28 protein-coding genes are annotated in these 24,151 nt (G+C 40.4%); 8 read left to right on the forward strand and 20 right to left on the reverse strand.

Going from position 1 to position 24,151, the window contains the following annotated elements; all coding sequences use genetic code 11:
- Nucleotides 1–158 precede the first annotated feature (158 nt).
- From MED121_RS03160 to MED121_RS03210, 11 genes are all read right to left on the reverse strand, one after another.
- Complete coding sequence (locus MED121_RS03160; protein WP_009832155.1) at nt 159–638, reverse strand: GNAT family N-acetyltransferase; 480 nt, start codon at nt 636–638, stop codon at nt 159–161.
- A 70-nt stretch (nt 639–708) separates the two neighbouring features.
- Nucleotides 709–1,101: an ACT domain-containing protein gene (locus MED121_RS03165; protein ID WP_009832156.1), complete on the reverse strand. Its 393-nt coding sequence runs from the start codon at nt 1,099–1,101 to the stop codon at nt 709–711.
- A 90-nt stretch (nt 1,102–1,191) separates the two neighbouring features.
- Nucleotides 1,192–2,193: a substrate-binding domain-containing protein gene (locus MED121_RS03170; RefSeq protein WP_009832157.1), complete on the reverse strand. Its 1,002-nt coding sequence runs from the start codon at nt 2,191–2,193 to the stop codon at nt 1,192–1,194.
- Between the two features lie 266 nt (nt 2,194–2,459).
- Nucleotides 2,460–3,338, reverse strand: a complete 879-nt coding sequence (gene rbsB, locus MED121_RS03175; RefSeq protein ID WP_009832158.1) for a ribose ABC transporter substrate-binding protein RbsB — start codon at nt 3,336–3,338, stop codon at nt 2,460–2,462.
- A gap of 75 nt (nt 3,339–3,413) precedes the next feature.
- Complete coding sequence (gene rbsC / locus MED121_RS03180; protein ID WP_009832159.1) at nt 3,414–4,406, reverse strand: ribose ABC transporter permease; 993 nt, start codon at nt 4,404–4,406, stop codon at nt 3,414–3,416.
- Nucleotides 4,403–5,908 (reverse strand): ribose ABC transporter ATP-binding protein RbsA, encoded by a 1,506-nt coding sequence (gene rbsA / locus MED121_RS03185; protein WP_009832160.1) that lies wholly within the window; start codon nt 5,906–5,908, stop codon nt 4,403–4,405. The genes rbsC and rbsA overlap by 4 nt, the downstream gene beginning before the upstream one ends.
- Before the next feature lie 147 nt (nt 5,909–6,055).
- Entirely contained in the window at nt 6,056–6,475 is a 420-nt protein-coding gene (rbsD, locus tag MED121_RS03190) for a D-ribose pyranase (RefSeq protein WP_009832161.1), read from the reverse strand.
- Between the two features lie 285 nt (nt 6,476–6,760).
- Nucleotides 6,761–7,276 (reverse strand): ClbS/DfsB family four-helix bundle protein, encoded by a 516-nt coding sequence (locus MED121_RS03195; RefSeq protein WP_009832162.1) that lies wholly within the window; start codon nt 7,274–7,276, stop codon nt 6,761–6,763.
- Nucleotides 7,277–7,324: 48 nt separating this feature from the next.
- Nucleotides 7,325–8,335: a hypothetical protein gene (locus tag MED121_RS03200; protein ID WP_009832163.1), complete on the reverse strand. Its 1,011-nt coding sequence runs from the start codon at nt 8,333–8,335 to the stop codon at nt 7,325–7,327.
- 24 nt (nt 8,336–8,359) lie between these two features.
- On the reverse strand, nt 8,360–8,656 hold the full coding sequence (locus MED121_RS03205) for a TfoX/Sxy family DNA transformation protein (protein WP_009832164.1): 297 nt from the start codon (nt 8,654–8,656) through the stop codon (nt 8,360–8,362).
- Between the two features lie 116 nt (nt 8,657–8,772).
- A complete protein-coding gene (locus MED121_RS03210; protein ID WP_036178614.1) occupies nt 8,773–9,531 on the reverse strand; it encodes an START domain-containing protein in 759 nt (252 codons plus the stop codon).
- Nucleotides 9,532–10,135: 604 nt separating this feature from the next.
- Between MED121_RS03210 and MED121_RS03215 the strand changes: the two genes are divergently transcribed.
- The gene (locus tag MED121_RS03215) at nt 10,136–11,770 is read left to right on the forward strand and encodes a methyl-accepting chemotaxis protein (protein ID WP_009832166.1); all 1,635 of its coding nucleotides are present in this window, start codon (nt 10,136–10,138) and stop codon (nt 11,768–11,770) included.
- A gap of 12 nt (nt 11,771–11,782) precedes the next feature.
- On the opposite strand, the gene MED121_RS03220 is transcribed toward MED121_RS03215, so the two are convergent.
- Genes MED121_RS03220 through MED121_RS03235 form a run of 4 tightly spaced genes read right to left on the reverse strand, consistent with a single transcriptional unit; the run spans nt 11,783 to nt 13,485 of the window.
- Nucleotides 11,783–11,992 carry a DUF3565 domain-containing protein gene (locus tag MED121_RS03220; protein WP_009832167.1) on the reverse strand — a complete coding sequence of 70 codons (210 nt, stop codon included), beginning with the start codon at nt 11,990–11,992 and terminating at the stop codon, nt 11,783–11,785.
- A gap of 14 nt (nt 11,993–12,006) precedes the next feature.
- Nucleotides 12,007–12,699 (reverse strand): pseudouridine synthase, encoded by a 693-nt coding sequence (locus MED121_RS03225; RefSeq protein WP_009832168.1) that lies wholly within the window; start codon nt 12,697–12,699, stop codon nt 12,007–12,009.
- 40 nt (nt 12,700–12,739) lie between these two features.
- A complete protein-coding gene (locus MED121_RS03230; RefSeq protein ID WP_036178617.1) occupies nt 12,740–13,015 on the reverse strand; it encodes a hypothetical protein in 276 nt (91 codons plus the stop codon).
- A gap of 47 nt (nt 13,016–13,062) precedes the next feature.
- Nucleotides 13,063–13,485, reverse strand: coding sequence for a MarR family transcriptional regulator (locus tag MED121_RS03235; protein WP_009832170.1), 423 nt, complete (start codon nt 13,483–13,485; stop codon nt 13,063–13,065).
- 212 nt (nt 13,486–13,697) lie between these two features.
- Here MED121_RS03235 and MED121_RS03240 point away from each other — a divergent pair, with 212 nt between their 5' ends.
- Nucleotides 13,698–14,165, forward strand: a complete 468-nt coding sequence (locus MED121_RS03240; protein WP_009832171.1) for a hypothetical protein — start codon at nt 13,698–13,700, stop codon at nt 14,163–14,165.
- Between the two features lie 25 nt (nt 14,166–14,190).
- Here the strand turns inward: MED121_RS03240 and MED121_RS03245 are convergent, their stop codons facing one another.
- The gene (locus MED121_RS03245; RefSeq protein WP_009832172.1) at nt 14,191–15,096 is read right to left on the reverse strand and encodes a LysR family transcriptional regulator; all 906 of its coding nucleotides are present in this window, start codon (nt 15,094–15,096) and stop codon (nt 14,191–14,193) included.
- 125 nt (nt 15,097–15,221) lie between these two features.
- Between MED121_RS03245 and MED121_RS03250 the strand changes: the two genes are divergently transcribed.
- Entirely contained in the window at nt 15,222–16,130 is a 909-nt protein-coding gene (locus MED121_RS03250; RefSeq protein ID WP_009832173.1) for an EamA family transporter, read from the forward strand.
- A gap of 18 nt (nt 16,131–16,148) precedes the next feature.
- Here MED121_RS03250 and MED121_RS03255 read toward each other — a convergent pair whose 3' ends face one another.
- Entirely contained in the window at nt 16,149–17,051 is a 903-nt protein-coding gene (locus MED121_RS03255) for a LysR family transcriptional regulator (protein WP_009832174.1), read from the reverse strand.
- A 207-nt stretch (nt 17,052–17,258) separates the two neighbouring features.
- On the opposite strand from MED121_RS03255, the gene MED121_RS03260 reads away from it, so the two are divergent.
- The 3 genes from MED121_RS03260 (at nt 17,259) to MED121_RS03270 (ending at nt 19,557) form a co-directional block, all read left to right on the forward strand.
- Entirely contained in the window at nt 17,259–17,942 is a 684-nt protein-coding gene (locus MED121_RS03260) for a type 1 glutamine amidotransferase domain-containing protein (RefSeq protein ID WP_036178620.1), read from the forward strand.
- Between the two features lie 252 nt (nt 17,943–18,194).
- Nucleotides 18,195–19,187 carry an SDR family NAD(P)-dependent oxidoreductase gene (locus tag MED121_RS03265; RefSeq protein WP_009832177.1) on the forward strand — a complete coding sequence of 331 codons (993 nt, stop codon included), beginning with the start codon at nt 18,195–18,197 and terminating at the stop codon, nt 19,185–19,187.
- Nucleotides 19,180–19,557, forward strand: coding sequence for a DUF427 domain-containing protein (locus tag MED121_RS03270; protein ID WP_009832178.1), 378 nt, complete (start codon nt 19,180–19,182; stop codon nt 19,555–19,557). The genes MED121_RS03265 and MED121_RS03270 overlap by 8 nt, the downstream gene beginning before the upstream one ends.
- A 277-nt stretch (nt 19,558–19,834) precedes the next feature.
- On the opposite strand, the gene MED121_RS03275 is transcribed toward MED121_RS03270, so the two are convergent.
- Nucleotides 19,835–20,452, reverse strand: a complete 618-nt coding sequence (locus tag MED121_RS03275) for a TetR/AcrR family transcriptional regulator (protein ID WP_009832179.1) — start codon at nt 20,450–20,452, stop codon at nt 19,835–19,837.
- Nucleotides 20,453–20,560: 108 nt separating this feature from the next.
- Between MED121_RS03275 and MED121_RS03280 the strand changes: the two genes are divergently transcribed.
- Entirely contained in the window at nt 20,561–21,298 is a 738-nt protein-coding gene (locus MED121_RS03280) for an SDR family oxidoreductase (protein ID WP_009832180.1), read from the forward strand.
- Nucleotides 21,299–21,411: 113 nt separating this feature from the next.
- Here the strand turns inward: MED121_RS03280 and MED121_RS03285 are convergent, their stop codons facing one another.
- Entirely contained in the window at nt 21,412–22,296 is an 885-nt protein-coding gene (locus MED121_RS03285) for a LysR family transcriptional regulator (RefSeq protein WP_009832181.1), read from the reverse strand.
- A 155-nt stretch (nt 22,297–22,451) separates the two neighbouring features.
- On the opposite strand from MED121_RS03285, the gene MED121_RS03290 reads away from it, so the two are divergent.
- The gene (locus tag MED121_RS03290; protein WP_009832182.1) at nt 22,452–23,174 is read left to right on the forward strand and encodes a sulfite exporter TauE/SafE family protein; all 723 of its coding nucleotides are present in this window, start codon (nt 22,452–22,454) and stop codon (nt 23,172–23,174) included.
- Between the two features lie 26 nt (nt 23,175–23,200).
- On the opposite strand, the gene MED121_RS03295 is transcribed toward MED121_RS03290, so the two are convergent.
- Complete coding sequence (locus MED121_RS03295) at nt 23,201–23,527, reverse strand: hypothetical protein (RefSeq protein ID WP_009832183.1); 327 nt, start codon at nt 23,525–23,527, stop codon at nt 23,201–23,203.
- Between the last annotated feature and the right edge of the window lie 624 nt (nt 23,528–24,151).

Genomic DNA, 24,151 nt, shown 5'->3' on the forward strand with positions numbered 1-24,151 from the left:
GAAGCCTATAAGAAAACACTTCTAGTTCCCACGATCCTTCGTGGTAACTCATATTAGGTAGCTTGGCTACCGTTTAGGAACAAAGTTGAGCAGAAGCTCAACTCTATTTATTCCTACATGTAGAAGATAGAAAGAAGGGAAACTTATTAAAGCACGCGCTAAATATTGAAATGTAAGTACTGAACATCAAATGGCAAGTGCGGGAAAGTTTTGATATCCCCTTCTTTAAAACCTAGTTTGAGATACCAGTTTTTGAGCTTATGATGCTCCGCGATAATACCTATGCTAACTCGGGTGATTTTTTTAGTTCGAGCGTATTGAATAACATATTGCACTAAAGCCTCACCTACGCCATTGCAGCGGTATTTAGGTAAAACAGAAAGGCGATTCAAATAGCCAACACCGAGTCTTGGATTTTCAAAAGCGACACAGGCAACATGCTGATCACCTTCTTTATATAAGAAGTATTCCTCGCCTCGTTCAAAGTCGGCTTTTACCCAGTTAGCATCACAAAAAGACGGGTGCTTTGGGTTGTTATCTAGATTAAGGTTAAAGGTGATGGCAACATCTTTGTTGGACTCACTAATGATGTTTGCAATCTCTTCTACATCTTTGTTGCTTGCCTTTAATATGCTCATTCTTCCCTTCTAATATTTTATTAAATCTACAAAACGTCAATCTACTGATATCAGTAATAAAGAATTAGGACTAAAAGCTTTTCAACGCCTGCATCGCTGCGTCTGCTTTCTCTTTTTGAACAAAGATATGGTCGTGGTAATAAGCGGCAATCACATTTGCGCTGATATTATTTTCGGCAAGTTTAGTGGCAACGGCGGCGGTGAGGCCAACCGCATCTAGGCTAGAGTGGATGGTGAGTGTGATACAGCGAAAAACCGAGTCATAAGCAAGCTTGTGGCTATCTGCCATAGCCTGTTCTAGCACGAGAGTGAGGCCTTCCTCTTCCATAAAGGTAGCGATAGGTTTCATACTAAGACAACTAGCAAGGTCAGTGTTTTGGAGGGTGCAAAAAACATAGTCTTGCGCTAATACATTAGGTTGCATGCTTGAAAGCAAGGTATCGAGATTCGTTTCACCTGACATAATAACGCCTCATTTCATATGTTTATGATGGATTCTAAATGCCTTTTAAAGGGACTTTTAAAAGGCCTTTAAAGACTCTTTAAAGACCCTTTAAAGAGCTTTCACACTGTCTCGCTCCACCAGACAAGGCTCAAGCTCAACGATTTGGTTGTTATCCGAATTAGTTTCAATTTTTTTCAGTAGCATATCTACAGCTTGCTTACCTAAATCGTATTTAGGTTGATCTATGGTGGTAAGTGAAGGAGTGATGTATTTGGCAAGGTTAATATCATCGTATCCAATTATCGAAAGATCATCAGGTACGCGTATGCCCTTTTTACTGGCAGCGTTAATCACACTCATGGCCATCATATCGTTACAAACAAATAAAGCCGTTGGCAAAGGGCCTTTGTCATAGATTTCTAAAAAGGCTTTCTCCCCCCCTTCGCAGGCAAAATCTCCAGTGGCAACCCAATCTTGATTCACTGTTAGTTTGGCTTCTTTCATGGCTTCTAAATAGCCAGAATAACGTTGCATGGCTGTTTGTTTATCTAATACACCTGTGATGCAGCCGATGTCTTTATGGCCTTTTTCAATAAGATATTGAGTGGCTAAATAACCCCCATGATGGGAATTATCTTGAATTTTGTCACAAGGAAAATCCGTCGGTCCCCAGTCCATCACCACAGTCGGTATGGGTTTATGATGGGAGAACAAACTAAAGCCTTCGATATTTACTTCACTGCACATAAGCAAAAGTCCATCTACGCGCTTTTGCAGCAAGGTATCTAGATTAGCATGCATACGATCAAGGTCGTCTTCGGTATTACATAAGATAAGGTTGTAGCCTTGCTCGTAACAGCGTCTTTCTACCCCTTTTAGTACTTCGCTAAAAAAGGGGTTTGCAGAGGTGGTCACCAACATACCAAAGGTCTTAGTATTATTAACCTTTAGGCTGCGAGCCAAAGCAGATGGTGCATAACGTAGCACCGCCACTGAGTCTAAAACACGTTTTGATACATCGTCACTGACATAACGTGTTTTATTGAGCACATGGCTAACAGTCGAAGTGGATACGCCTGCATGTTTTGCTACGTCTTTAATTGTTGCCATTCATTAGCCTTATTTAAACTTCTTGAAGGGTTCTGCTTGCTTGATTCAATCAAATTACCCAGTGAGACCAGTATACCCAGTTTCTACAAACTTAATGGAGTTTGTAGGATAAAAGTACCGAATATCAAAAAGATAGTCACTATTTAACCTGTATCTATTACAGAGTTAAAAGCGTGATACCTGTAAATTTTTTGACTTTTCGATTCATTTCTATCAATAAAAAAGGGGCTTTAAAGCCCCTCTCTCATGTTTAATTTGCTAAAGGCTTATTTAGCAATAATCTTTAACGGTACCGCAATGTTCTCAGCCACATTTTCGCCTTTTAGCAACTTGTCCGCTGTGGTAACGCCTAAAGAGCCAATTAATGTAGGTTGTTGAGCAACAGTCGCCGCTAGCAAGCCACGTTCAACCGCTGCAATACCATCATCTGTTCCATCAAAACCGACAATCATGACATCTTTACCAGAGGCTCTAATGGCACGTAGCGCACCCAATGCCATTTCATCATTCTGGGCGAAAACCGCTTCTACATTTGGGTTAGCTGCAAGCAAGTTTTCCATTACATCTAGGCCTTTTGCTCTATCAAAATCAGCAGGTTGGCTAGCAAGTAGGTTCATCTTACTTGAGTCCACCGCTTGCATGAAACCCTGGCCACGTTCACGGGCGGCAGATGTACCTGCAATACCTTCTAGTTGTAGCACTTTAACGTTAGCACCTAATTTATCGGCAATGTATTTACCCGCCATTGCACCGCCCGCTACGTTATCAGAGGCGATATGGCTCACAACCTTACCACGGGTCGCGCCACGGTCTAAGGTCAGAACCGGGATATTAGAACGGTTAGCAATACGAATGGCATTGGATACCGCATCCGAATCCGTTGGGTTAATGAGGATAGCTTTGACACCACGCACCGTTAAATCTTCAACGTTTGCGAGCTCTTTACTTGGATCATTTTGAGAGTCTAAAACAATCAGTTTATAGCCCAGCTTAGATGCTTCGATTTCGGCACCGCCTTTCATTGCCACAAAGAAGGGGTTATTAAGGGTTGAGACAACCATCGCCAATGTATCTTGTGCTAACACTGTTGAGCTAACAGAAGCCGACACTAAAACAGCAGATACCATGCTTACTAATTTTTTCATTCTATATACCTTTTTTAGACTTATTTGATCTGTCATTGAGCCGCCAATTCGACCCCATGCCAGGGTAACTTTGATTTACTTGTTTTTATTATCCACCAGCACAGCCAGTAGAATGACGACAGCCTTGGCTATCATTTGATAATACGAAGACACATCTAAGAGGTTTAACGCATTATTCAAAAAACCTATGATGAGTGCCCCAATCAAGGTGCCCATAATGCGGCCCTTTCCGCCGGCGAGGCTGGTACCACCAAGCACGACGGCGGCAATCGCATCGAGTTCATAGCCCATACCGGCTGTCGGTTGTGCCGAGGATAACCTTGAGGTCACAATGAGACCGGCCAAAGCCGCTAGCAAACCACAAATGGCATACACCCCAATTTTGACTCTATCCACATTTATGCCAGATAAACGGGTAGCAGATTCGCTGCCTCCCACCGCATAAACATAACGACCAAAGCGGGTGTGATTGAGTAAATACCAAACACTGGCAAAGACGATCACCATTAGCCAAACAGGCACAGGAATACCAAAAACATAACCTGTACCTATCAGAGAAAAGGTGTCTGATACATCGGTAAACCCTGTTGAAATGGGGCGACCATCGGTATAAACCATGGTGACACCACGCAATAAAGTCATGCCGACTAAAGTGGCGATAAAGGCTTGCACCTTACCTTTAGAGATAATAATTCCGCTTGCTGCACCTAAGGCGGCCCCTGCAAATAACGCAATGGGCACGGCTAACATGACAGGCACTTCTAAGCTAATTAAAGTGGCGGCAAAAGCACCGCATAAGGCTAAAATAGAGCCCACACTTAAATCAATGCCGGCGGTGAGAATCACCAATGTCATGCCCACAGCAATAATGGCGTTGACCGAAGTCTGTCTTAAAATATTAAGAATATTGCCCATGGTAAAAAAATGAGGGTTCAAAAAAGACACTATCGCTATTAGCAAGATAAGTGCGATTAATGACTTTTGCTCTATCAACCAAGATTTACTAAACAGGGTATTTTTTGCTAACGACCCATTGGTTAAAGACGTTTGTTTATTCAATAAGCTCATTGGGTTACCTCATTATGGTTACGACCAACAGCGCAGGCCATTAGCTTTTCTTGGTTTGCATCCACTGTGTTAAATTCGCCACTGATTCGCCCTTCGTGCATCACCAGGATTCGATCACTCATGCCCAGCACTTCTGGCATTTCAGAAGACACCAAAATAATGCTCATGCCTTTCGCTTTAAATTGGTTAATCAGTTGGTAAATCTCTTTTTTAGCGCCCACATCCACACCGCGGGTAGGCTCATCTAAAATCAGGACTTTTGGATCTGTCATCAGCCCTTTGGCAATCGCAACTTTCTGTTGATTCCCCCCAGATAGGTTGCCAATAATTTGATCTTGAGTGGGGGTTTTGACATTAAAGGATTGAATGAATTTTGCGACGGATGCGCTTTCTTCTTTATGATTAAGCTGTAACCCCTTAGATAAGCTTACCAAGGAGCATAAAGACATATTTTCTTTGACTGAAAGACCGAGGACTAAACCGTCACCCTTCCTATCTTCAGAGATATAAGCGATCCCCGCATCTAACGCTTGTTTGGGAGAGCTGGGGTTGATCTTCTTGCCTTCTAATAAAATCTCGCCTGAGTGTCTTTTTAAAGCCCCATATATCACTTTCATTAGCTCGGTACGCCCTGCGCCCATCAAGCCACAAACCCCTAAGATTTCACCTTGGTTTAAACTAAAGCAGACATCTTTTACGCCATCAGCATTCAGATTTTTGACGGCCAATGAACACTTGCCTTTACCAGCATCAATACGAGGGTAAAGCTCATCTAGACGACGGCCAACCATCATCTCAATCAAACTTTCTTCATCTATGTTAGAAACAGGGGTTTCGGCAATAAATTTGCCATCTCTTAACACGGTAATGTCATCGCAAATCTCAAAGATTTCTTTTAATCTATGGGAGATATAGACCACACCACACCCTTCTTGGCGCAGCTCTTTGATAACATTAAATAGGGATTCTGTTTCGGTATCCGTCAGCGCATCTGTTGGTTCATCCATGATGATCACTTGGGACTTGAACGACAGGGCTTTGGCTATTTCTACCATTTGCTGCTCACCCAAGCTTAAGTTACCCAGTCTTTCGCGAGCACTGTGCTTTACGTTTAAACGCTTTAATAAGGCATCCGCTTCTTGGTACATCTTTGGCCAATTAATACCGCCAAATAGATTGGTTTTCTCTCGCCCTAAAAAAATATTTTCAGCAATAGTCAGTTCAGGTAGGAGGTTGAGCTCTTGATGGATAATGCTAATACCACTTAATTGTGAGTGACGAGGGTCGGTGAAACTGACAGTTTTACCTTGGTATTCGATCGCCCCACTGTCCATTTGATAAATGCCAGTTAGCACCTTCATCAAAGTCGATTTACCCGCGCCATTTTCTCCTAATAAGGCCATAACCTTAGCGGGATAAACATTCACACTGGCGCCATCCAAAGCTTTTACACCAGGAAAGGACTTCTCAATTTTATTCAGTTTTAAAATTGGCTGCTTCATAAGATATTAATCATTTATTATTTATTATTTATTATTTTTTTTCTAAAAGAGTCTCTAAAAAGAGTCATTAAAAGAGTCATTAAAAGAGTCATTAAAAGAGTCATTAAAAGAGTCTCTGAAAAGAGTCATTAAAGCCTTTAGCAAATATTAAAAGACCACCCCTGCCTGTAAGATTATATTGGCATAGGGGGTAAATTCACCGGTACGCACCACAGCTTCACTTTTATTAGATCTTAGCTTAAACGCCTCATGGGATACGTATGTCACTTGAACAGGTTTATCTAATTTGATTTCTTCGTTCGCAATTAAACTCATAAGCTCGCCGTGCAATTCAGGGCTTTGAGCACCAAATTCTTCAGCAATAATCACGCCTTCTAATTGCATCTCACTCAATATCGCTGACAGGGTTGAAATAAAATCAGGCACACCTGGCATCAAGGCTAAATCAATACGATGACTCTCTTTTGCAATAGGCAAACCTGCATCACACACAGTAATTTCTTGACCATGCCCAAGACAGGCGATCAAGTGTGAGACATCCGCATTTATCAGTGCACTTTTTTTCATCTATCTAGCCTAACCCTGTTAAAAAAATCGCTTTGCTCTTGGGGAACAAAGCGTAAAGTGTCTCTTATTTCACATCATCGAAACGTTTGCGCAATCGTTTCGATAAATCGAAATATAATTTAATTTTTTATCAAATGCACCTTAAAGTTGCGTTTTTTTTGCAAGAAAATAGAAAAATCAATATGGGTTCAGGAAGGATAGGCAAAGAGATGAGTTTTTAAATAACTCATTATTTTTCAATTTAGTTATTTGAAAACAATAAGATATGAACTCAACTCAAAAAAGCTAAGTGATTTTTTGAGCCTTAATAAAACGTCTCACTTTAGTGCGCATACTTTTCATGGGGGAAGAGGTGTTTAATTGAATCATGCGTCCTTGGCTCCAATCATTATACCAACCGGCTTGATACAAGCTATTTGGATCACAGGCTTCAATAAGAGCAAGGACTTGCTGGGTAACTGACTCAAACTCTTGTAAAAGTTCATCGTATTGCCAGTCTTGATAAGTACGATAAAAGTGCTGGGCAAGTTCGCCGAGTTGATTCCAAGCAAAGCCCGTCGCAGGGAAATCGACGTCTTGATTATCAGCTTTAAGTTGGTGCCAGCTTAATACTAATCGCCCCCAACCAATGAGATAAGCCAAGCTATCAGAAACGCTGATCAAACCTGCTTTATGGCCTGACTCAACACCTAGAATGCGACTCATCTCTGGGGGTATTCTTTGATAATCTTTAAAGATTTTATCAAAAGCAGTTTCTATCGCTAATAATAAATCGGCTTTGTTTGCTGGAATCGAAGACATTTGCCATCCTTTTAACGTCTATCGGTTTTTTCGCTCTTTTATTAGCCCTTATAGAAAGACACCTGGTAATACTGGCACAAAACCTTGCACTTTCTCAGGTAATTTAGCCACCAAAGCCACTCGTGCTTTTTGCCAGAAGGCAGAGAGTAATAATAAGGCGCTCCCAATCAAGACCCCAGTTAAAGCCAGTCCATAACTTAAATCCCCGTAAGCCTCTAATACATCAGAGATAGCATAAATGACATAAGCAAGCGATGAGACCATAAATGCTCGCCTGTCGACCACTAACGAAATCACAGTCATTAACAAATAAAGCAGAATGATTACCAGCATACCCGCAATACTTTGACTCCCTTCACTTATTCCTAAACCAGTAAACACAGGATGAATAATCAAAGGCGCTGCAATAAGGTGTAACCAAAAAGCCACATCGGATTTATGATTAATACGCTTTCTATCTTGAGCATCCCATATCATGGCAAGGCTAAAGCTCATCAGCCCGCAAATAAATAAGATGACTAATAAGGCATCTTGGGCCGCTGGAAAGTTTGATAACAATAATCCAATCACAAGGGTCACCATTGCTGCAGTACCTGCTGCGACAGTAATAGGCACTCGAAAACGCTTCCAATGGACAAGCGCCGCAATTGAAGCCATGGCAGCGGCAATGGCAGAAGCACTCTCAAACGCTAAATCAGCGAATAGCGCCAAACCTAAGGCAAAGACACCACCTACAAAAGATAATAATAAGGCAATTGCTGGCAATGCCATTTTGCGTTTAAGCACAAAAAACTCAGCCAACCCCCAAGCCAGTACAGAAAAAATCAAATAACTCAAAACAGAGCTTGCTGTCTCTATCATCCAAAGGGACGAAAAAAGCACTAATACACAGGCAATCACGACAAAAATGTCGTTAAAGCCCCCCACTAAACGAAAATTTTCTTCATCTACCAAAGGGGTATTCTTCTCTTTAGAAACACTGAGCCTAAACTCATCAACCGCAGATTGGGTAAAAATACCCTTCTCTATCGCGTCGTTTAAATCTTTATTCGTGTACATTTTGGCTCTCTTAAAATAGTTAGCTTACTTTGGCGCTAGGCCCATATCATCTAAACGCATGAGTATTTCGGATTTTTGGGTACGGGCCACTTCTTGCCAATGCCGATCTTCTCTTGCGCCAATGATGGCATAAATTGAATTAAGGCCTGTGCCTTTTACCTCACGCTTTAACTTGGCATAAAGCGCAAAAGGCTCTGCATTCATGAAATCTTCGACGCTGTGAATATCGACTTTGGCGAAGATTTCTTCACTTTTCGGCCCAAAACCTTTCAAGTCTCTAATTCTGTTTTTTGAAGCGGTTTGTTTCTTGCTGTCTGTCATGGCGTTCTAGTAGGATCTGATTATTAGGCGAATAAAGATGGGGCTATATTATCACTTTTGTTGGCACCTAGGATTAGCTTGTCTCTCTTAGCTTTTTCATTTTTTCAGTTTTCTCATTATCTAGCAGGCTCAATGATCCCTGGAATCGGCATGTGTTGCCACACAGATAAGGCGAGCTGTGTTTCTAACGCATTAAGTGTGTTCCACATTGACCTTAATGCGACCTTGTTGGCAATCCAAAGTGGTACTTTCCCCATAGGATCCGCCACGATAATATACTTTATCTTTATCTTCCCTTGGGCAAGCGGTGTTAAAATCCAGTGGGCTTTTTCAATTTTTATACGAATAACATGATCAGGGTTAGGGACTTCATGGGCAGCGTCTTCCACTTGAAGTTCAACCGATAAATCCGAGTTTTGCCAATAACGAGAGCGAATCACCATCTCTCTTTCTGACACAGGCCAAATGCCATAAAAAGATGTGACAAAAAGGTTTTCAGTATCATTGGTTTGCTCAATTAGATCCGCACTTTTAGCATTTTCTAGCCAGTTGGGAATCAAGGGATAATCTTGTAAAAATAATAAGAAGCCGGATAAGCTAGACTGCAACCTTGCTTGTGCTTTGATTTCGATTAAGCCTGTCTCTTTATAGTCCCGATAATACACACTCAAACTGTCTGAGGTTTTCCAGCGTTGCCAAGGTGATTCACCAATTAAATGCGCTCTATCAGCTTGAATGCTACCCTGATCAGCTTGAGATGATGTACTCGCCAACCCAATGAACAACAAACATAAAAATAACCTAAAACCTGACAAGAGAATCAAGCGCTTTAGCCTTTTGCTCTTCATAAAGTAGATATGATATGCACTGATCACTCTGACTCTCCTAATCATTTAACACTTCACGAGCCAATTAATACTTAACGAGCCATTTAACACTTAAAAATCCTAGTATCACCCTAGATTGCAGCACTAAGTTAGTGCTTTAAGCATAATATGGCTCATTCCCTTCTATCCTTGCTCCATTCAAACCTTAAACAGAGCATTATTTGCTTTACAGTTTTTTGAGCTACTTTTTACTCTATTTATTTTTAACAGCTTTTTAGAGAATCCAAGAAAAGCGGCTGAGCTTGATCATATGAAATCCTGCCACCTATTGTAATAGCTATCCTTAATTACTCATCCTTAATTACTCATCCTTAATTACTCATCCTTAATTAGTCGTCCTTAGTTAGTCATTAAAGTCACCTTCTTGCTTCTCTAAAAAAGAGGGTGATAAATAACCATTAAAAAGCGTCCTTTAATTAAGGTCTTTAAAAGGGGCTTTAAAAAAAGACCATGAAAGTGAACTCCACTCACTTTAGGGTGTGAAATTTTTAAATAGGAATCAATCAGTAATGATAATACTAAAGTCTTATTGTGAATATTTGTAATTAAAAGGAGGCTATTGTGATCATTTATTTACAAATGGAGTGCCATCATGAGTTTGATGTCTACACGCACTATTTTCATTAATCTAATGCTCGCTCTGATCATTAGCCTCTTTTCGGTCTTTATTTTTAACCTGATGGAGACTCAGATAAGTGGTGTTTTTTTAATCTTTATCAGTTCAGCTGTGCTCGTTTTTATTACGCATTTACTCTTTATATATGGCCCTCAACAAAAGCAAGAAGCAACCTTAAGGCAAAGCTTAGCATTACAAGACAACTCCCAATCTCTGGTTCAACTCTGCCAGTACCAAGATCAACAAATTACCCTGGCAGGTCAATCTATTGAACTAAAGGCCAGTGAGCTTGCTATTAATTCCGCTGAAGTAGGTTACTTTCTCGAGCAATTAGCCAATGCGATTCATCATTCTGGTGATAATGTGGATAGCCTGGCTACCGCAGCAGAGCAAATGAGTTCCAATACTAAGGCCATAAATGACAATGCTGCTCTGGCATCACAACAGGCAAAAGCGACCAGTAAGGCCTGCTCTAGCTCAATGGCGGTGGTGGATACTAATCTTGATCTAATCAATGGTCTGCATCACACCATTCTTGATGTTTCCAATAAAATTAATGCCCTTTCCAATAACGCCCAAGAAGTGCAAAAAATCACGAACTTTATCGACTCTATTTCAGAACAAACTAACTTATTAGCCCTAAATGCTGCCATAGAGGCCGCCCGAGCAGGAGAGCATGGTCGGGGTTTTGCCGTAGTCGCAGATGAAGTGCGGGCATTGGCGTCGAAAACATCCCAAGCCACTGATCAGATTGAGAAAACATTGAATCAAATGAAGAGTGACACAGGCCAAACTGCCCTTGTCATGAATAATACGGTCGAACAGGCAATGCATGCTGTCACTAGCATGAGTTCATTACAAACCAGCTTAAATCAGATCAATACCCTAAGCTCAGATACCTCACATGCTAGCGGACAAATCAGTTTGGCACTTCAAGAACAAGAACTAAGCTCAAATGAAATATCCCAAGCCATTACTAAGTTACATAGCTTTTTACTCGATACCAGCAAAGACACGCAATCTGTGTCTAAACAAGCCAATATATTATCGCAAAGTACAGAGTCAATTTTTGGGCATTTAGCTCAATTCAATACCCACTCGCTGATCGAAACCCTATGTACACAAGCACAACTAACGGCACAAAAAATAGGGCAATTATTTGACCATAAAGTGGCTAATTTGGAAATTAGTTTAACGGACCTGTTTGATCATGAGTATCAAGCGATTCCCAATACCAATCCAGCCAAATATTCAACCAAGTTTGATGCCTTCACCGACCAAGTACTCCCCGCTATTCAAGAGCCTTTATTGGCGGAATTTGACGCAATGATTTATGCCGGTGCTGTGGATGTAAATGGCTATTTTCCGACCCATAACAAGATTTTCAGCCAACCTCTAACGGGTGATTATCAACAAGATATGCAAAACAATCGTACAAAGCGTTTGTTTAACGATGCGACCGGCATTCGTTGTGCTAAACATCAGCAAAGTTTCTTATTACAAACTTATAAACGGGATACGGGAGAAGTCATGCATGATGTCTCTGCCCCTATTTTTGTAAACGGAAAACACTGGGGCGCCTTTCGTATTGGTTTTAAAGCACAAAGCTAAAAAGATTTAAGCTCAATTCGTTTCATCTTTTGCGACACCTAGATCGCATTTTTTGCAGTTTAAACGATGGCCTAACATATTATTTCGTCCTTCTTCTGTAATCACCCAAGGGCGATTGATAAAAGGGGGTTTGTGACGCACATGTTGAAAATGACCACAGACTAACACCGCAACCCAATCACCTTCTTCGTCGAGATGATAAGCCTTAATCGCTTGTTTCAAGGTTTCTCCTAATCTTAAGGGGCACTAAAACTGGCAACTTCGGCCTCAGTGAGATAACGCCACTGGCCTTCAGCGACATCTAGCGTCACTGAGCCTATTGCTTGTCGATGTAAGCGAACAACACGATTACCTAAAGCCGCGAACATACGCTTCACCTGATGGAATTTACCTTGGGTAATACCCAGCACCACATTCTTATCATCAATAAAAGTCAGCCTTGCTGGTAGAGTAAGTTCTGCCTCACCCTGCAACTTTAGTCCATATTTAAATTGCTCAATTGCGCTCTCGTCAAGTGTCTGAGACAGGCTCACTCGATACTCTTTAACACACTGTTTTTCTGGTCTTGTGATATTAAACGACCAATGACCGTCATCGGTAATCAAGACCATGCCGGTGGTATCAACATCGAGACGGCCAACAATATGTAATTCATCAAGATACTCAATATCGAGAAAGTTAAAAAGGGAGGGATAATTTTCATCAAGGTTGGAACAAATAGTATTAGCAGGCTTATGAAATAAGATATAGCGAAACGGTCTCAAATAGAGCAAACGATTATCAAGCCTAACCTGATTGTTTGCATGAACTTGCGCTTTGATATCACAGACGATGTCATTATTAATTTTGACTATGCCGGCTTGAATTTGGGCTTGGGCTTGTTCTTTATTAAGGTTAGTACTCTTACAAATAAATTTATCTAGTCGCATTAACCTTATCTCTAACTTGGCTATCTGTGGTTAAAAAGTGCTATGTGGATTGGTTTAATAACTTTATCCTCATCTCTTCCGCTTTTCGCTGTGGTGTCATCTCTTCATAAAGTTTAATGACTTGAATACGACAGGCTTCATGGTTTTCTTCTGATCTTTGCCAGCAACTTTTTTCATTTCCTTTAAGACAATAATCTAAAAAAGAAACGGCTAACTTCTGACATTTTTTAAAGTCATGGCTGGTCGGTGAAGCGAACGCTAGATTAGTTAAGCTAATAAACATTATATAAATCAGTACGGTTTTTATTTTTCTCACTGATCACACCTCTTTGTTCTCTTAAAAAAGGAACTCAAAAATCAACATCAAAAAACGGACACCATTTTTTGTAATATTCTAATTAATTCTGCCTCTTCCTCTGCTTCTAAGCAACTGAGCATCTCCTGATTTACTGATATGGGGAGCGGCGTAATGGTTTTTTTAGTGGCTCTGCCTTTTTCAGTTAAGTAAATACGAAAGCTACGACGACTCTTCGGGTCGGCTCGCCTTTCTACTAACCCTAAGTTTTCAAGCTTATCTAAAGTACGGGTTGTCGTTGAATTTTCCACCTTTGATTTCGCTGCAATTTCACTTTGTGTCACTCCTTCTTCTTCCCAAAGGCACATCAAGGTTGGCCAAAGTGCAACAGTTAAGTTATGCGCTTTTAATTGGGCTTCTAGCTTTTTAGCAGCTTGGCTTGCTAACACATTTATCATCCAGCCAAAGCTGGTCTCTCGATCAAATTCCATTCGTTTTCCTAACCATTATTGGGGAAAAAAGGCCCATATATTAAGGAGCCTAACATTCAAGAAGTCAAAAAATATCGCTAAAACTTATCTTTTAATGCTTTATCTCTACTAATGAAAAGCAAAAAAATACCTGAATGCAAGTATAAATATTTGACAAACAATAGTTGCATAAGCAACAATTGCATAATCAAATATATTATATAGGCTTAATTATGAAAAATTTAACAGCACTTGTTCATAAAACATCCGCCCTCATTTGCTTTATTTTAATCGCCTGCTTTTTTAGTAGCTCATTGCTATTTGACATGTTTGGCAATCAAGAATCCGTTTTAATCGTTAAAAATGGCATTTTTTATAGCATCTGGTTACTCATCCCTTTAATGGCAATCACAGGTATGACAGGGGTAAAAATGGCCCCCAAAGTCACTTCTGGCCCTATTGGTGCAAAGAAAAAACGGATGCCATTGGTTGCATTAAACGGTCTCCTTATTCTCTTACCTGCCGCCTATTTTTTAAGGGAGCTTGCCTTAAACGGTGAATTTAATAGCCTCTACTATGCCATTCAAACCCTTGAACTGTTTGCAGGCTTTATTAATTTAACCTTAATGAGTTTAAATATTCGCGATGCAATGGCATTAAAAAAAGGAAGCCAGAAAGAGAGAAAGCCTCTCTCTTCTTAAGAGCGTAAAAAGCACTCAATGAAAACTAAAATCTGGCATGTAAAAATTCGATAAATGTACGAATTTGGACAGGGACAAATTTTGACTGCGCATATTGAGCAACAATATCCCCTTGGTATCTTTCCAAGACCTGCCAATCGGATAAAATAGGAATGAGCTCACCCCTTGCTATCGTTTCTTGAATAGCAAAGTCAGGAAAGCTTGCAATGCCAAGGCCCCTCAATGCTGCATCACGTCTGATTTGAGTGTGATTAACTGAGAAGGCTTCAGCCACTTGAACCTTGATTTTTTCACCGCCTTTTTGAAAACGCCAAATATCATCTCCCGCCACTTCTCCTAGGGTGATGCAATCATGCTGTGTTAAATCATCAGGGGTTTTAGGTATGCCATTTTTGGCCAAATAATCGGGGCTGGCACATAAGATGAGCGTGGTTGTCGATAAATGTTTAGCCACTAGACCTTCAATTGGATGCTGGGTAAAGTGAATAATCACGTCAACCTCGTCACTGATTGGATCAATAAAATGATCAACCGCCATAAGCTTCACTCTGACTTTAGGATAAGCCTCAGCAAAATCTAAAGCTATTGGGCTAATGACCTGTTTTGCAAAGGCTTTCGGTGCTGCAACACGCAATACACCAGACACTTCTCCAGCCATAGACTGGGCCACATTTGCCGCTAGCTTGGCCGACGCTAACATGGACTGGCATTGCTCAAAGACTTGTGCCCCTTTCGGGTTAAGTTTGACTTTTCGCGTGGTCCTTTCTAACAGCTTGGTACCAAATGCCGCTTCCAATTTGGCAATAGAACGACTGATTGAAGAGGGAGCTAAATTCAGCTTTTCACCCGCTTTAGAGAAGCTCTCATGCTCAACCACTGCCACAAAAACAGCCATTTCTGTTAATAAAGAGATCACCTCATTTGTATCCATAACACAATTATCCTTTGCATTTTTACTAGATTATCTCCTTGAAGTTATTAATTAACCTATCTCTTGTCAATCCACCTTATTTATTTCCCTCAGCTTGAAGGACATAAATCGATCAAGAGACGCTTATGAAAAGCTTAACCATGACTCACCCTGTACTCAGATTCTTCGTTAAAGAAGAGCTGCTCTTATTGCTCGTTGCCCTATTCTGGGGAACCAGTTATGGACTCACCAAGTCTGCTTTAATCTACACTTCCGTACTTTTATTCATCGCCATTCGCTTTCTTTCAACCCATTTAATATTGCTTTATGTCACTGTGAAGGACTTTAAGGCAGGGCTTAACAAAGATTGGCCGATAGCTTTACCCACAGGCTTTTTACTCTTAGGTATTTTTTGTTGTGAAGTCTATGGGGTCTCTCTCACTAGCGCAGCCAATGCCGCTTTTTTAATCAGCCTTTCCATCATAATTACAGCTGGCTTAGAAGGCTTTTTATCCAAACAGAAAGTGGATAAAAGGCTCTATTTATTAGCCTTCATGAGCCTTATAGGTGTGATCGCACTCACCTATAAAGGCGGTTTGGATATCACCATGAATCAGGGAGATTGGCTAATTTTAGGGGCGGCTTTTCTAAGAGGATTAATGGTCATTCTCACTAAAGCTTTATGCCAGAATAAAGCAATTACCAACTTAAGCTTAACCTCGATTCAATCTCTTATTGTGGGTTTGGGTGCGTTAGCCTTGGCCTTTATCAGTCTATCAATAGAACACATACAGCTGCCGAAAGATCCCCGTTTTTGGCTGATCAGCCTGTACTTAGTACTCTTTTGCACTCTCTTCGCTTTTTTCATTCAAAACTACGCAGTACGTCGAATTTCAGCGACCAAGGTATCACTACTCATGGGAAGCGAGCCTTTATTTGGCGCCCTATTTGCCATTATCTTCTTAGGAGAAGGCTTTACCTGGGTACAAGCAATAGGCGGTACCCTCATTTTTATCAGTATCAGTTACGCCACTCAAATGAAGCATCAAAGCTAAACCTTGCTAATAAGGAGTTTAATAGGTCGCTAATTTTGCTAAATGAGACTTTAAATAATCGAGCAAGAGCCTGAGTTTTTTAGTCTCGCCTGTCCCTGGAGGAAATACCGCATAGAGTTCGATGTCAGATAATTTATAAGAGGCTAATACTCGTTCTAGTTTTCCGGCTTTGATTTTAGGGCCAGCATCATACAAGGGAACTCGCCCTATACCTTGGCCCGCTTCAATAAAGGCAGTACGTGCTGCGGCATTATTAGTGCTAATGCTGCCGCTAACCTTGATATCAAAAAAACGGTTCCCCTTAGTTAAACTCACGCTATTTGCCGCTAATTTGTAAACAACCCAATCATGCTGAACCAAGTCGTCTGGCGTATTAGGTCGCCCTTGTTTATTGAGGTATGAAGGGGCAGCACATAAACAGTTTTGCAGACTGGCAAGCTTACTTGCCTGTAAACCTGAGTCTGTTAACTCGGCCCCACGAATCGCCAAATCGATACCTTGTTTCATGATATTAACCACGTCATCACTTAGCATGAGGTCGAGCTCTATTTTTGGGTAAAGGTCTCGAAAGCCATTTAGAGCAGGCACGATAAGCTGTAACCCAACATTCACAGGACAAGTGATTTTAAGCAAACCTTCTGGCTCGTCTTTTAGGTTTTCAATGGCTTGGTTGGCCTCATGGGCTTGTTGAGCAATAACGCGACACCTTTGATAATAAACCTCCCCCTCTTGGGTTAAGCCTATTGAACGAGTGGATCGGTTAAGGAGTTTCACACCTAGTTGCTGTTCTAGCTTTTTAAGGTGGTAGCTGACTACCGCTCTTGATAAAGATAGGTGCTTGGCGGCACCCACCAAGCTTCCCTGCTCTACAACTTGAGCAAACACCACCATACTTTTTAGTTGCTCAAATGACACATCCATCACCTTACCTCACATCTGTAAATCTAATAGGGCTTTTATTAAGCGCTTTTATTAAGGGCTTTTATTTAAAAGCGTCACACCCAATTGTATCAATAATTAAACCAATGAAGTCAAATTTACTCTCATTGTTAAATATACCTCTTAGCTCTAAACTGCCTGTCATTCGATATGTATATTTAAATTTTTAACAATTATTAGGATAAAAACATGACAACTAAATCCGTACTTATGGTGCTAACCTCCCATTCAGAGTTAGGTAATACAGGCGAAAAAACAGGTTTTTGGGTAGAAGAGTTTGCAGCCCCTTATTACGCTTTTATTGATGCAGGCATTGAAGTTACTTTAGCGTCTCCAGCAGGTGGCCAGCCACCCATTGATCCGAAAAGCGAACTAGCAGACTTTCAAACCGATGCGACGCGCCGTTTTGATGCTGATAGCGACACTCAAGCAAAACTGGCTAATAGCCTAGTCTTAGCCGACATAAAACAAGATGAGTTTGATGGTGTTTTCTACCCAGGTGGCCATGGTCCATTATGGGATTTAACCGATAATACTGACTCGATTCGTTTATTAGAAAGTTTTGTAGCGGCTCAAAAACCAATTGCTGCGGTTTGTCACGCCAGCGCCGCTTTTCTAAACCTGAAAGATGCTGAAGGTGAATACCTAGTAAAAGGCAAAGCGGTAACAGGTTTTAGTAATACCGAAGAAGATGCCGTGCAGCTAACAGATATCGTGCCTTTCTTATTAGAAGATGAGTTGATTAAGCGCGGCGCTCACTATCAAAAAAAGGATGACTGGCACGTATTCACATTAGAAGATGGCTTAGTTATCACAGGCCAAAACCCTGCAAGTTCAGAGCAAGCGGCTGAAAAGTTAATTGCACGTATTTAGTTTTTAACGTTAGCAGAAACCTCACTTACCTATGAATCAGGTAGCTTCATTTGCTACCTGATTAAGAACCTATTAAGTCTATTTCTCCCACCCCCTTCGTCTCCTTCCTTTCGGTTTATCGCGGTCTATTTTTGAACCATTAAAATTCATTTAAGCAACATTTGGATTAGTTTTAATCCGATATACTTAAAAAAATTCAACTTTGAGCACGGATTGCCTTTATTCAGACCATTTATCCATAGGAGGCAAACCATGCCAACACAAGCAAAGAATATCCTTTTTACAGGAGGTACAGGTGGACTTGCCAAGGAAGCACTTAAGCTTTTACTAACTCAAAATTTAGGTAAGATCACTGTTGCGGGCAGAAGTAAGAACAAACTAGAACAAGTTAAACAAGAGCTTGTGGCGGAATTAGGCACTGATATTGAGACAAAACTCAATTTTATTGCAGGTTTTGACATGACAAATCCAATTAAAATTCAAACGTCGATCAACCTTCTGCCCAGTCAACCTTTTGATATTATTTGCTTAGGGGCAGGTGGTGCTGTATTTGGTAATCAACGTCAAACCTTTTATTGGCAAGGCCAAGAGTATGAGAAGACACTTTTTCAAAATGTTATAGGTGGACATATCACATTAGCTCACCTTCTAAAAAGACAGCTTATTTCTAATAATGCCCGAGTTGTTGTAATTGGTGGAGAAGGCGCGAGAGGCATAAAAGGTATGATAGCGAAACCTAGCTTCGATTCTGGTCAATCCCTAAGAGAGTATGTCTTTGCAAAATCACCAGAGAAATACAACCCAATGAATGCTTTGGGGACATCTAAACTCGTTGCTGCTTTGTGGTCTCAACATTTAAGTCACATTTGCCAACCTCACTTTGAGTCTATTTGGTTTACCCCTGGATTTATTTATGGAACAGGTGGCACATCAGGTTTACCAAAGTGGCAAGATTGGTTCGCACAAAAAGTCGTTTTCAAAATAATGTCTAAATTTGGAATGGCTCAAAGTCCAAACCTAGCAGCCAGAAAACTAGTCGCTTGCCTCGATGGCAGTATAGGTAAAAATGGTGACCTGCTTGGTGCTCCTGAAGGTAAAACAATTGGCCCTATTACAGATCAAAAACCTATGAACAAAGCCTTTACTGATAAAGCCCTTCAAGCTGAGCTTTGGTCAATTTTAACAGCACTCTATCCCATTGATTTCGACTATCTAACAGATAAAGAAGAGGTTAAATATGCTTAAAAAGGCACCGGGATTTATCGATAATCCTCTTCATAAAATTGTTATCACGCCCTCAAATACAACCGCAAAGGTAAGCTATGAGGGACACGTTATTGCGATGAGTAGTCATCTACTTATCTTGGATGAAGCAGGGCTAAGTAAGGTTGTTTATATTCCAGTAAAAGATATCAAGATGTCTCTCCTTGCTGAGAATCAGCACAAAACCTATTGTCCTTATAAAGGGCATGCAAGCTACTGGTCCTTAATGCTTGAAAAAAAGACCATTGAAAATCTTGCTTGGGGCTATAAATCGCCATTCTTAGAATGTGAAAGCTTAATTAACCATCTCGCTTTTTATCAAAACAAAGTAGAAATCGAGCTTATTGGTTAAGGAACCTGCGAATAAGTCCACCCGCCTCAGCGTGTGAATAAAAGCCGCTAGATTTATGGCGAGGGGCGCAACTTAATAGTCATTCTATTGATTAGGCCCTCAACGTAAAGATAGGGCTTTTAGGCCACGCCCTTCAAGTCTTTGAAAAGTAGTTAAGCGGCATTTCAGAAAACGTAACATTTTGAGTTGTTACTTCTCGAAAGATACCTACACTGATTTTCAATTAATAAACGCAAAGTAGAGCAGACTGAGAAGAGGTGACTTAATCTCAGGTTCTTTAGATCTCCATACCATCTAACAACATGTCTACCATTGCCTCTAATTCATTAGGGGCTTTTCCTAGTTTGGCCATGGTTGCTGTTCCTTGCAATAACGTAAAAACCGCCAATGCTTTATCTTGGGGTGTTTGACTATGTCGTTCTGTTTTCGAGCCTGCTTGATGATGTGTTAAATGATGTTTGCTAAAAAAAGCATGCAAGGTGAATAAGGTATCTTCACCTGCTTTTTTAATACAAGACTCAGCCTGTTCAGGAAGATTATCTCCTTTTGCCTCGACGGAACAAAGGGATATAAAACATCCTCTGGGCGTGTCATCACGGCATTGATTTTCAATGCTTGCCATGAGAAATGCTTTCAACCCTTGCTTTGGGCTAAGACTGTCATCTGATAAATAAACGACGGAAGGTGCTGCAAAGTGAGTCAAATAATATTCAGTCACTGCCAAGAAAAGGGCTTCTTTATTACCAAAAGTGGCATACATACTTGGTTTGTTAATTCCCATTGCCTGAATCAAATCGGTGAGTGAAGCACCCAGGTAGCCCTTTTTCCAGAATACCTTCATCGCCTCGACTAAGGCTTCTTGTTTATCAAACTCTTTCTTACGACCACCCGCCATATTTGCCCCAAAATTATTTTTATCAAACCACTTGACCGAACTATACCGACAGGTACAAAATAGCTCAACCCTACCGATCGGTACAATTCATATTTTAAGGATTTAATAATGAGCATATTAGTAGAAAATAAGGTGGCATTAGTCACTGGCGCAAACCGTGGCATAGGCAAAGCCATCACTGAAAGTTTGTTAAAGCATGGTGCTAAAAAAGTTTATTTGGCCGTAAGAGACCTGAGTAGCACTTATAACCTTGTCGAAAAATATGGTGATAAAGTTGTCACCCTTAAGCTTGATATGGCCAATCCTGAGGAAATTAAAGCACTTGCAGCTGCTGCAAAGGATGTTGAAGTCGTTATTAACAATGCAGGTATTCTAGAAATTGCTGATCTATTCGAAGAGGAGTTCGATCAAGCACTAGAACAACAATTGGATATTAATTTATTTGGTTTAGTTCGAATTGCAAGGGCATTAACGCCTGTAATCGAAGCAAATGGAGGAGGTGCATTTGTACAATTAAATTCCATAGTTTCTATCCGCAACTTCTCTGGCGTTGATGCTTACTCAGCCTCAAAAGCGGCATCTTATTCCATTACTCAAGGTTTAAGAGAGCAACTTTTAGATAAAAACATTCAAGTTTTAAGTGTACACCCTGGGCCTATCGATACTGATATGGCTGCAAAAGCAGGCATGACAGAGGGCGAATCAGCAAATACGGTTGCCGAAGGTGTTATTTCAGCCTTAGCAGAAGGTCAATTCCATCTATTTCCTGATCCAATGGCAAAACAGTTTGAAACAGCTTATCAAGACTTTGCTAAATCGATAGTACTAGCCGATCTCGGTAGCTAATGCATATTAGATAGTTTGTTATTGCTAAAGTGGGCCTAAATAAATCATCGACTTAGGTCCATTTTTTACATTAACAAGACACTCGTCTTTATACATTACCAAGACACTCGTCTTTAGACTGGTTGGTATTGTTTAATCATATACTCCCAAAAACTGTTTGCGATAGCTGAGGTATTGCTTTTTAGACGAATAAGGTAAATCGGTAATACAATACTGGAGGCAAAGTCTTCTACTTCTATCATCTCGACACTTCCCTCTCTCAGCTCTTTTTCAACCATATGGTAAGGCAATCTAGACCAAGCCAAACCAGAAACAATTAGCTTTTGTTTGATCATATAGTCATTAACCGTCCAACGCTGGCCATTAGGTATCACATTGGACCTTTCGATGGGGTGCAATGAACCTGAATCTTCAATTAATACTTGAGGACGGTTTTTTAGTTCGACTTGAGGAATGATGCGCTGTATCTGATTTTCGAGAAAATGAGGTGCAGCCACTGTCACTAATTTGAGTTTAGCAATTTCAACAAATTCAAACTCTTGCCCTAAACCATAATTTGGGCTGATGGCGATATCCGCTTTACCCGATTGCAAAGACTCTAAAACGCCAGATAGATGCTCAGTACTCATGTTTAAATGCATCTCAGGATGTTTTTCCACAAACATTTGTAATTGCACTAATCCATCCAACTGCACACAGGAGGCACTAAAAGTCAGAGCAAGGGTCGGCCCGACACCTGAAGATAGCTGATGACCTAATGTCTCAAGCGCTTGCATTTTATCTAGTGTTTGACGCGCCTCTTGATAAAAAACCTTCCCTTCAAGAGTCAGTTCTGGTCGATATGCTTCACGACTTAATAGCTGCACTCCAAACTCTTCCTCTAAAGTTGAAACCGCAGCACTAACACTCGATTGCGTTTTATGTAAAAAAGTTGCCGCCCCTCTAAAGCTTTCTTGTTCGACTACAGCAATAAAAGCCTGTAAATGCACATTATTCATGATCGAAAATTCCTTTCATCTTAAAAGAAAAGTAGCGTTATCTTACGATCATATTACAGATTAAAATAGGCCTCATTCAAATTTACTCAATTGACTTCTTCCGCTTTTTTAGCGGCTAAAGAAGTACAGCCTTTTAAGAGGACATACGCACCTTTATGGATAACAGCCAAATCGTATTACTTCTTGCTGGTTTTATTACTGGTATTTCTAAGTTTTCAACCGGGGGGATGGGATTCATTATTCTCACACTCACTCTGACAGCATTTCCAAGCGCAGAAGCGATTGTGGTGTTATTACCCATGTATTTAGTGGCAGATATGCTTGCAGTAAGTAGCTATCGCACTGATGTGTCTTGGCCAAGTTTAAAGCGTCTATTGCCTTTGGCAGCACTGGGTATTGTACTTGGCTCATTTCTGCTTGCCCATATTGATGCCAATACCTTTAGTAAGTTGCTAGGCGCCATTATTCTCTTCACCTTAGGTTTAGGCACTTACCTAGATTGGAAGAAGGTTAGCTTTATGCAAACTAAATCAGTCTCTCGCTCTATGGCTTTTTTTGCTGGCGTTATTAGTATTTTGGCAAATGCAGCAGGCCCTATCATTAGTCTCTACTTATTAGAACAAAAGCTGAGTAAAAGCAGCTATGTTGCGACGCGGGCATGGGTATTTTTAATCATTAATATCATCAAGATTACCGTGGTCATTTCTTTAGGTATTCTCAGTTGGCCTTTAGTCAAACAAAGCCTGATTACCCTACCTGCGCTTTTAGTAGGTGCTGGCATAGGGTATTTACTGCTTAAGCGTCTTAATCTTAAACAATTCAAGACCTTAATACGGCTAATGACATGTGTTGCTGCGATTAAGCTCATTTTCTTCTAAGCTCGCCTTTGTGTTGTTGGTCTCAGTTAGATTTCAAACTCATGATTGGCAAGTGCTATAACATTGATAACAGGCTCTTCGTATGGGTGGATTTGACGAATAGCTTTGAGCGTCGCAGCAACTTTCTCTTTGTCACAGCGCACATCAATACGCACCTCATGACCAAAATTAATTTTATTTTTATCCCCAGTCACCGGGTTAGAGAGCCCATTAGGTCGCCAAAATCCAGATATATTGACAACAGAGATGACAGCGTCATATTCGCCAACCACCCCAGCACCCACCTCAATCAATACATCGCGAATCTTGATCACCTCGGACTCAGGAGCGAAAATCTCTAATTTGTACTGCATTTAATCATCCAAAATATTCTTCTTTATGAAGACCTCTATAGTGAAGCGGCCCTTTTATAAGAAAGTAATCTGATAAAAAGCCGGGGGATTCTAATTGATAAAATAAAAATAAAATTGATTTAAAGTATGAAAAATTGACCAAGAAATCATTAAGCAGCTTATCAGCATAAGTAAAAAGCGCATTAAATTAAGCGCTAACTTTTGAGACTTGCTTGCCTTAATTAACTCACCTTTATTCAGAATATAAGCATATACGAAGACTAAACCACCTGAGAATGCGGCAAAATAGGTCATTAGCTGAATGACGTCGAGCTTTGGGATAAGCAAGATAATAAAAAGAAAAAAAACTAAAAATATAAGGGTGAAATATTTACCTAAGCTTTTCATCCTAACATCCTTTAAAACAATGTATTAACATAAAAATAGCATCCTTTTGGATACTCAATAAAGGCTTAACTTTGGCTTAAGCAAGGAAAATAAAAACAAAAAAGCATGAATATTCAGCAAAAAAAGAGTATAAGGATCTAATAAATGTACACGCTAATCTCTTCACGACTTCCAATGCTAAAAAATAAAACCTAGCCAGATCTGCTAACTCTTAAGGTTTTATAAATATCTCAAAAT

Origin of the sequence: Marinomonas sp. MED121, from assembly GCF_000153025.1 — a bacterium.
Lineage (GTDB): Bacteria > Pseudomonadota > Gammaproteobacteria > Pseudomonadales > Marinomonadaceae > Marinomonas.